At 71.7% G+C, this 8,242-nt stretch carries 5 protein-coding genes and 1 pseudogene; all 6 read left to right on the top strand.

Annotated features, from left to right (window positions below; all coding sequences use genetic code 11):
• Positions 1–887 (top strand): annotated as a pseudogene (locus tag VIB55_RS17340) (hypothetical protein); the annotation flags it as partial.
• Positions 884–4,288: a hypothetical protein gene (locus VIB55_RS17335; RefSeq protein WP_331877927.1), complete on the top strand. Its 3,405-nt coding sequence runs from the start codon at positions 884–886 to the stop codon at positions 4,286–4,288. The pseudogene VIB55_RS17340 and the gene VIB55_RS17335, both read left to right, overlap by 4 nt.
• On the top strand, positions 4,285–5,004 hold the full coding sequence (locus VIB55_RS17330) for a hypothetical protein (RefSeq protein ID WP_331877926.1): 720 nt from the start codon (positions 4,285–4,287) through the stop codon (positions 5,002–5,004). Before VIB55_RS17335 ends, VIB55_RS17330 begins: the two co-directional genes overlap by 4 nt.
• Positions 5,001–6,755 (top strand): hypothetical protein, encoded by a 1,755-nt coding sequence (locus tag VIB55_RS17325; protein WP_331877925.1) that lies wholly within the window; start codon positions 5,001–5,003, stop codon positions 6,753–6,755. Before VIB55_RS17330 ends, VIB55_RS17325 begins: the two co-directional genes overlap by 4 nt.
• 1 nt (position 6,756) lies before the next feature.
• Positions 6,757–7,425, top strand: coding sequence for an OmpA family protein (locus VIB55_RS17320; protein WP_331877924.1), 669 nt, complete (start codon positions 6,757–6,759; stop codon positions 7,423–7,425).
• On the top strand, positions 7,422–8,242 hold an 821-nt coding region (locus tag VIB55_RS17315; RefSeq protein ID WP_331877923.1), incomplete at its 3' end, for a hypothetical protein. The genes VIB55_RS17320 and VIB55_RS17315, both read left to right, overlap by 4 nt.

The following is an 8,242-nucleotide window of genomic DNA, read 5'->3' as shown; positions in this document are numbered from 1 at the left end:
TGCCGCCCCAGCGCTTCGGGGGCGCGCTCTTCCTCCCCTCCTTCACCCTGCCCACGCCCACGTCGCGAGACGCGCCCGACGGCGGGCCCCGCCCGGAGACGGTGCTGTTCGCGCAGAACGCGGCGGGCGCCCTGCCCACGTACCTGAACACCAGCACGGGCTACGGCGGGCTGTACATGCTGGGCGACTCGGTGCCGCGCGAGCAGCAGGCCAACGAGGTGGGCGGCGAGCGCCAGGCCAACGACGCGCACTACGTGGAGCTCTTCGGCGCGCTGGCCGCGCTGGACTTCGCGGCGCGCCGGGGCGAGGACGCCGCGGCCAAGCTGCCCGTCGTGCGCGCCACAGCCGTCGAAGGCCGCGATCCCACCTGGGCCGACCTGCCGCTGAATGCCCGCTCGCGCAGCCGGCTGATGGGCGGCATGGTGGCGGCGCACACCTTCCTCACGGCATTTCGCCTGGACGGCGGCGCACACCCGGATCTCGGCGCCTCGCTGCTGGGCGTCACCTGGCTGCAGTTGCTGAAGCTGAAGCCCGAGGAGCTGGTGGCGCGCGGCCCGGCGCTGGACGGCATGGGGCGCTTCTTCCGCGCGGCGTGGGGATGGCTGGCGGAGATGCGCCGCGGCACCCCGGCGCTCGCGCTGGTCCCCGCGTCCGCCGGTCCGCCGAGCCGGGTCCGTCCGGACGAGCTGATCGAGGGGCGCGGCGCCACGGCCGCCGAGCGCCGGGCGCGCCACGACGAGTCCGTCGTGTTCCGCCACTGGAACGATGCCGCCTACGCGCACCGGGGAGGGGGATTCCCCGGCTTCATGCACGTGATGCGCGAGGGCAGCGAGCGCTACGCCGCGGCCGCGTTCGCCGAAAACGTCAGCCTGAAGGGGGCCGCATGAGCCGCAACCTGCTGCCGCGGTTTCGCGAAACGCCCAACCCGGCCAACGTCGAGGCCCTTCCGCCCGGACGGTGGGAAACGCTGCAGAACCCGGTGGAACTGGCCAAGCTGGAGCTTCCGGCCGAGAACGCGTCGGAGATCCGCACGCGCATCCAGTCCATTCCCAGCCCGTGGGCGCGTCTGCACCTGTTCCGCAACGCGCTCGAAGATCCGCAGCACCCGGCGCACAGGCTGGTGCAGAACGAGCTGCTGGATGCGCTGGAGTTCATCTGGTCGCAGGGCTCCACCCGCGGCAGCCACGTGACCGTGGAGCGCGTTCGACTTGACGACCTGCGCGGCCTGGCCCAGGACACCGGCTCCGTGCGCGTGGAGGACTTCGCCGACGCGCTGGTGGAGCTGTCGCCGCGCCGCGCGGGCGGCGGGGCCGCGCAGAGCGCCGTGCCGACGCTCTCCATCCTGCTGGTGAACGGCGCGCCCGTGGCCGCGTCGTCGCCGTACACCGTGCTGTTCACCGCGGAGGACGCGGGGCGCGGCGAGGCCATGCGCGGGCTGTTCCGGTACGCCGCGGGCGCCGACCATCGCCCGCTTTCCGCGCGCCCCTTCCAGTTTCAGCGCTACGTGGCGCAGGTGCTCCTTCCGCAGCTGGAGGCGCCCGCCCCCGAGTCGCACGACGAGTACGTGGCGTGGAACACGGTGCAGGCGTGCGTCACCGCCTGGCTGAAGCGGGAGATCCGGGAGTCGCGGGCCGGACGCCCCGAGCGGATGCGCGACCAGCTGAGCCCGTCGCCCGACGCGGACGGGTGGAAGACCGCCGCGGCGTCGCTTCACCTAGAGCCCATCACCCCCCAGCGCTTCGGCGGGCTGGTGCTGTACCGGCGGCGGCCGGGCGCGGAGCTGGATGAAAGCCGCTGGCGCCTGCGCTCCACGATGGGTGCTCCCGCGCCGATCGTCGTCGACCCCTCCACCTTCGACGGCCGGTTCTACGAGGGCGCGCCGCCGGTGAAGCTGCCGGCGGACCTGGCGCGGCTGGACCGCAACGTCCTTCCCGGCGTGGACCGCGATCATCCGTGGGTGCACCCGCAGACGGACTGGCTGACGGACCAGGTGTTCCTCCTGGGCGAGCCGCTGCGGCCGGAGTCGGTGAAGGGGCTCAAGGGATACCGCGTGCAGTCGCAGGGCGCCGACCCGCGCTTTGCCCAGCCGCGGCTGGCGCTGCCCCTTCGCGGCGAGTTCTTCCGCTTCTTTTCGCCCGACGACGTCGACCGGCTGCTGACGGTAGAGGTGCTGTCCAACGGCTCCGTCGCCGTCGCGCTCACGGTGCCCGTGGGGACCGACGACGACCCGGGCGAGGTGGTGGTGCGGCGCGTTTATCCCGACACGCACATCCTCAAGCAGTACGGCCCGGAGCTGACGGTGTGGCCGGCATTCGCGCACCCGGCGTGGACCGAGTACACCGTCTTCCGCACCGACCGCGAGCAATTCGTGGCCGAGCACGTGGAGGTGCGCGCCCTGGCAGCGGGGCAGCCGCTGGCCGTCACGGGCCAGGGCCGGCGCACGCCGCTGGTGCGCGCCGCCGCCTTCGCCGCGCGCCCGGAGATCCTGGAGTTCCGCAACACGGCCGGCGGCGGCGGCGACCGCGCGGAATCGCTGGGTGTGGTGCTCCCCCGCTTCCCCGCCGCGGCCGACCCGCACGCCACGCGGTGGGCCGTGGGCGTGGACTTCGGCACCTCCAACACCATCGTCAGCGTCCGCGAGAACCAGGAAGCGGCCGCGGACATCTTCTCGGCGGAAAACCTGGTGCTCGCGATCACCGAAGAGGGCGCCGACACGAAGGAATTCCTCGCCGGCTACTTCTTCCCCGCCGCCGTGCTCCCCGAGGCGTTCGGCACCGCGGTGGTGCACGTGGCCGGGCTTCCCCAGCTGGACCTGGCGCGCGAGCCGGCGGCGGTTCGGGTGAACGTGCCCTTCTCCGGCATCGTCAAGAATGACAGGGACAACAACCGCGTCACCGGCGACCTGAAGTGGTCCGCCGAGCACGAGGGCTACTTCCTGTCATCCGCCTTTCTGCGGCACGTGATGGCCACCGTGGTCGCCGAGGGACTGCGGCAGGGGGTGCAGCCGGGCGCCATCACCATCATGTACTCGTTCCCCCGCTCGTTCAGTGACGACCAGGTGCGCAGCCTGGAGCGCCAGTGGAACGACGTGCACCAGACCTTCGTGGCGCGCGGGCTCGGCGCGGTGAAGGTGGAGCGCGGGCTCGACGAAAGCCGCAGCGTGCTGCGCCACTTCTTCAACGCCGCGGGCGTGGGGATGCTCGGCGCGGGCAACGTGATCATCGACGTGGGCGGCGGCACCTCTGACCTCGCCGCGTACGGCGAGGGGCGCACGCTGCTGCTGGACTCGGTGCTGCTGGGCGGCAAGAACCTCACGGGGCCGCGGCAGCAGGGCGCGGGCAGGGAAGACCTGACCAATCCGTTCGTCCGCTCGTTCGTGGAGTGGGCCAAGGCCAACGACCTGCCGCCCGCGCAGCGCGAGGTGCTCGACAAGTACATCGCCGACGGGCAGATCCACCTGGCGTTCACCTACCTGGTGCGCACGCCCTGGTTCGCGTCGGGCCAGGCCGCGCGGTTCTGGGTGGGGCGCGAGTTCCGCGCGTTCCAGGCGATGGTCTTCTACTTCTTCGGCGCGCTCTTCCACTACACGGGGCTGGCCTTCCGCGCGCTTCCGCCGGTGGAGGGGTCGGACGCGCCGCGCCTTCCCGAGTCCATCACGCTGGCAGGCAATGGCAGCCAGTACCTGCACTGGCTCACCAACCTGCAGAAGGGCGCGCCGGGCGATCCGTACCGCCAGGCACTATCCGACATCCTGCGCGCGGCCGCCGGTGCCGGTGAGGGGCCAGCCGTCGCCATCCAGGTGACGGAGAAGCCCAAGGAAGAGGTGGCGCGCGGGCTGGTGGCGCCGGTGGTGAACGCCAGCCTGAACATCGACCCGCTGGCTGCCGGCCCGGTGGTGGGCGAGCACCTGTCGGTGCAGCTGCGGACGGACGGCGAGGTCCGGCAGCTCCAGCCCGCCACGCGCCTGGGCCCGGCGGAAACCTTCAGCCCCGACCGGCTGGCGACGCTGCGCTGGCCCGACGGCGAGCTGGAGGGCGAGCGGTTCCACGCATCGCTGCTCCGCGCCAGCGAGCGGCTGGTGCACCTGGGCGGCACCTGGGCGGAGCTGCCGGATCGCTATCGCTCCATCTTTTCCGGGCTGGCCGGCGTGGACCTGCGCAACGCGACCAGCCAGAAGCTGGAATACCGCGTCAACCAGTCCGGCGGATACCGCGGCTCGGTGTTCATCCTGGAGGCCACCGTGGTACTGGAGCGCATGCTCGACAGGTTCTTCGGAGGGCGCCCATGAGCCTTCCTCCACTGCCGTGGGAGTGGATCTCCGCTGGATTGGCAGCGCTGGTAATCGTGCTCCTGGCGACGCGAAATCCCCGGCGGCGGCGAAGCCCGGAGAGCCACCGCACGCCATCCCCAATCTCGAACGGCGCGGATGTGCAGCAGGCGCCCGACCACAGGCTTCTGGCGCAGGCCGCGGCCGAAATGAGAAGCGCCGCCGAGCGTCAGTCCGAGCAGATGGAAAAGCTGAGAACGTTCTGGTCGCAGCGCCTGGATGCCTTGGAGGCAAAGGTCGATGCGCTCTCCAGGCCCGCCAAGCAGCCCGCACCCTCGCTCCGGGACGAGGGGGGCACGGTGGCATCGTACGCTCCTCTGTCGTACTCCGGCCATGGCGAGGACAGTTCGTGGCTGACCGCAATCCCGGCCGTGCCGTCGTGGAGCGCCGGGCCGGCAGATCAGGCGGTCGAGATTCGGGATGGCGCGCTGGTCCGCAGCCGTTCGCTCCCGCCCGCTGCCTACGTGACGCCCTCCGGGGCCGGGCAGGCACGGGTGTACCTGAATCCGGACGTGCAGATGACGGAGATTTCGCTTCCCAAGTGGGAGGTGTTCTTCGATCTGCAGGGCGGGCGTACGTACACCGCGTATCGCACCACGCGCCCGGCCGAAGTGCGCTGGGACGAGGGCGAGGGCCGCGGTGAGCTGGTCAGCAAGGGATTGGCGGAGGCGATATGAGCGTGGTCGATCAGGCGCCCGGTCCCCAGATCCTCACGGCGGAGGCGCCCGCGCCGGGGCCGCTTCGCCTGAAGATGATCAAGCCGCCCAGCCGGGGCGACAAGCCGGCCAGGGACTACCTGGTGGTCGGCACGGCGTTCTATGGGGTGTTCTCCATCCTGTTCCTGACCAGCCTGCTCGGCGGCCGCCCCGACAAGGGGATGGCGCTGCGCGAGCTGTTCGGCCTGGGAGCACAGCCCAACTTCATCATCTTCATCCTGATCGTGACCGGGCTGGCGCTGACGATCTACGCAGGATGGACCGTCCATGCTGATACGCAGGCCATCGCGCGCGAGGAAGCCGACGTGGACTGGGTGCTGGACCACGAGCGCGAAGGGCTGATGCTGGTGTTCGCCGATCCCAAGGAGCGGCTTGCACGCCTTCGTCGGGGCGAGATCACGCTGCGCCCGGACGAATCGCCCCACGTGGAGACGCTGGTGGACGACCGCGTGCGCCGTGTGCACCAGGCGCGGCTGGACGGGGGCGCCGCGCACATTCCCGTCGAGGAGCTGCGCGGCATCGCCGAAACGCGCACGCTGCAGTACGGGCACGTGGCGCGCTTCGCCTCGTCGCTCCTCCTACTGCTCGCGGTGCTGGGAACGTTCGCCGGTGTGAAGACGGCTCTGCCCGACCTGATCGACGCCATCTCCGGCGCGGGCGGTGCCGGCGGGGGCGACGCCAACAGCATGGTGGGCCCGTTGCGCGCCGTCGCCGACGCGTTCGGCGGCAACGCGCTGGCGCTGGTGGGCGCCATCGCGGTGGGGCTGATGGCCCAGGGCCTCTCGGTCGGGCGGCGGCACCTGCTGGAACGGCTGGAGCTGGTTTCGGCCGAGTACATCTACGAAACGAGCCGCGCGCAATCGGCCGATCCACTGATCGCCGCCGTGGGCACCCTGTCCGGCGCCGCGCAGGCGGTGCGCGAGGCCAGCGGATCGTTCCTGGGATTGGAAAGCTCGCTCCAGGGGCTGTCGCACTCGTTCCAGGCGGGCTTCGACACGCTCAACGACCAGTTGGCGGACCTGATGCGCCAGCAGGACGAAGCGCTGCACGAGCGGACGTCCAAGGCGCTGGAAGAGCTGCAGTCGCGGGTGGTCACCCTCGCGGGCGCCGTGGAGGCGAACACGCGCCAGTACGGCGGGCTCGTGGACCGCGTCGGCGAGCGGGCGGCGGAGTCGCGCGAGGCATTCGCGCACATGCAGGCCGCCAACGACAAACTGTCGAAGGCGCTCGATGGGATCATGCAGACACGCGAGGCCTCCGCGCGCGCCACCGAGAACATCGAGAAGGGGATCGAGGCGCTGGTCGCAGGCACGTCCAGCGTGGACGCACGGATGGCCGCCGTCGCCGAGGCGGTCGATCACGCGCGTCCCGCCATGCAGGAGGTGGAGCTCGCCGTGCGCGCCGCCGCTGCCCGGGTGGAAGGCATCGACGCGCGCGCGGCCCAGCACTGGAAGGAAGCCGCCGACGAGGTGAAGTCGCAGTTCGAGGTTTTGGCCCGCTCGCAGGTACATCCGGCCGCGGCCAGCGCGGGCGGCGGCCTCTCGCCCGACGCCGTGACGCTGCTGCGCCGCATCGCCGCCGCCGCCGAGGCGCAGCGCGGCCCATCGCCCAAGCTGATCGCCGTGAGCTGCATGGCCGGCGTCCTGGGCGCCACGGCAGTCGTTTTCGCCATCGCCAACCTGCCCGCCTGGCTGGACGCCGTGGGTCTCTAGCATGGCCGGGCTGAGCTACGAGGACGAGGGCAGCGGCCCCTGGCCCGCCTTCGCCGACCTGCTGGGCGCCACCACGCTGCTGTTCCTGATCCTGTTCGCGGCAGTGGCGGTTCCCGCGCTCAAGCGCGCGGGCGAGGCGGACGCGCGCGAGAACACGCTCAAGAAGATCGAGCAGAAGGTGGTCCAGGCGGGGAACCGCGAGAACGTGGACGTGCTGCGCGTGGGCGACTACCTGCTGGTGCGCATCGAGGGCGAGGCGACGTTCGGTAAGAACCGTTTCGAGCTGGCGCAGCTGAAGCCCGAGGGCAAGCAGATCCTTCGCGAATTCGGCGCGTTCCTGCGCCGCGACAGCGTGCTCAACCTGATCGACCAGATCCAGGTGGTGGGCCACACCAGCAGCGAAGGCTCCGAGGAGCGCAACTGGATCCTCTCGTCGTCGCGCGCCGCCTCGGTGTCGCTGTTCCTGATCGACAGCGTCGGCATTGGCCCCTGCCAGGTGTCGGCGCTGGGGCGAAGCCGGTACTACCCGGTGGATCCCGAGGCGGCCCGGAAGTCCAGACGGGTCAACGAGAACGACCGGCGGATCGAGCTGGAGATCCGCCCCATCCTGCCCACGGACACCGTGCAGGCGGAGCGCCGGAGCAACTGCGTCGTCAAGGAGCGGGCGTGACGTCCGAGGGCGCGACGCCGCTTTCGGACCGCGTGCTGCGCGATCCGCTCGCCATTCCGCAGGGGCTGGAAAGCCTGCTGCGCGCCGTGGAGCGGGATGCACGCCGGGAGCACGCCCGGATGACGGCGCTGGCGGCTCGCCCCGACGCGATCGATGCCGTGCGCGCGTCGGCCGCGGACCTCCACGCGTTCCTGCACGACGAACTGGGCAGTCCTCTTCACCGCACACTGCGCCGCCCATTGCGGCAAGTGGCACCGGGAAGCGCCGCGGCGAAGAACCTGGACCAGGCTCGGCGCTGGCTCGTCTCCCGCGCCGACCGCGCCGCCACGCTGCAGGCGGAAATCGATGTGGTGCGCGGCGCCGTGGCGCGCCTCCGCGACCGCTTCGCCGCCGAAATGCCGCGGGCTACGCGGCATGCACTGGAGCGCGCCCGAGCCTCCGAGTCCCACCTCGCCCGTCTCCGTCGCGCCGTAGATGCGGAGCCGCTGCACGAGCGCCTTCGTGCCGCCGAGCGCGAGCTGGAGCGGCTGATGGCGCACGTGCCGTCCACGGTCGATGAGTGGCAGCCCGGCGCGTCGTGGAGCGAAGAGGCCACCTTGGGCGAGCTGCTGGCCGCGCTGGAACTGCGGCTGCGGGAGCGCGGTCCCGCGATGCAGGAGCAGGGGCGGACGGCTGCGGTCCAACGGCTGACGGTGCGGCACGTGGTGGCTCTGTCGCGCGCCGCGCCCGCGGGAACCGCCGCCAGGAGAGAAGTCCACGTGGCGGCCGAGCAGGCGGCGCTCTCGCTCCTGCGCGGCCGCTCACAGGCGCACGGGAG

The organism is Longimicrobium sp. (assembly GCF_036554565.1).
Classification (GTDB): domain Bacteria; phylum Gemmatimonadota; class Gemmatimonadetes; order Longimicrobiales; family Longimicrobiaceae; genus Longimicrobium.
Note: the sequence above shows the minus strand (reverse complement) of the source record. Positions and strands in the feature narration are given on the sequence as shown.

Coding starts and splice junctions, on each gene's coding strand:
- VIB55_RS17330 (WP_331877926.1), top strand. CDS start 4,285: ATGAGCCTTCCTCCACTGCCGTGGGAGTGGATCTCCGCTGGATTGGCA.
- VIB55_RS17335 (WP_331877927.1), top strand. CDS start 884: ATGAGCCGCAACCTGCTGCCGCGGTTTCGCGAAACGCCCAACCCGGCC.
- VIB55_RS17320 (WP_331877924.1), top strand. CDS start 6,757: ATGGCCGGGCTGAGCTACGAGGACGAGGGCAGCGGCCCCTGGCCCGCC.
- VIB55_RS17325 (WP_331877925.1), top strand. CDS start 5,001: ATGAGCGTGGTCGATCAGGCGCCCGGTCCCCAGATCCTCACGGCGGAG.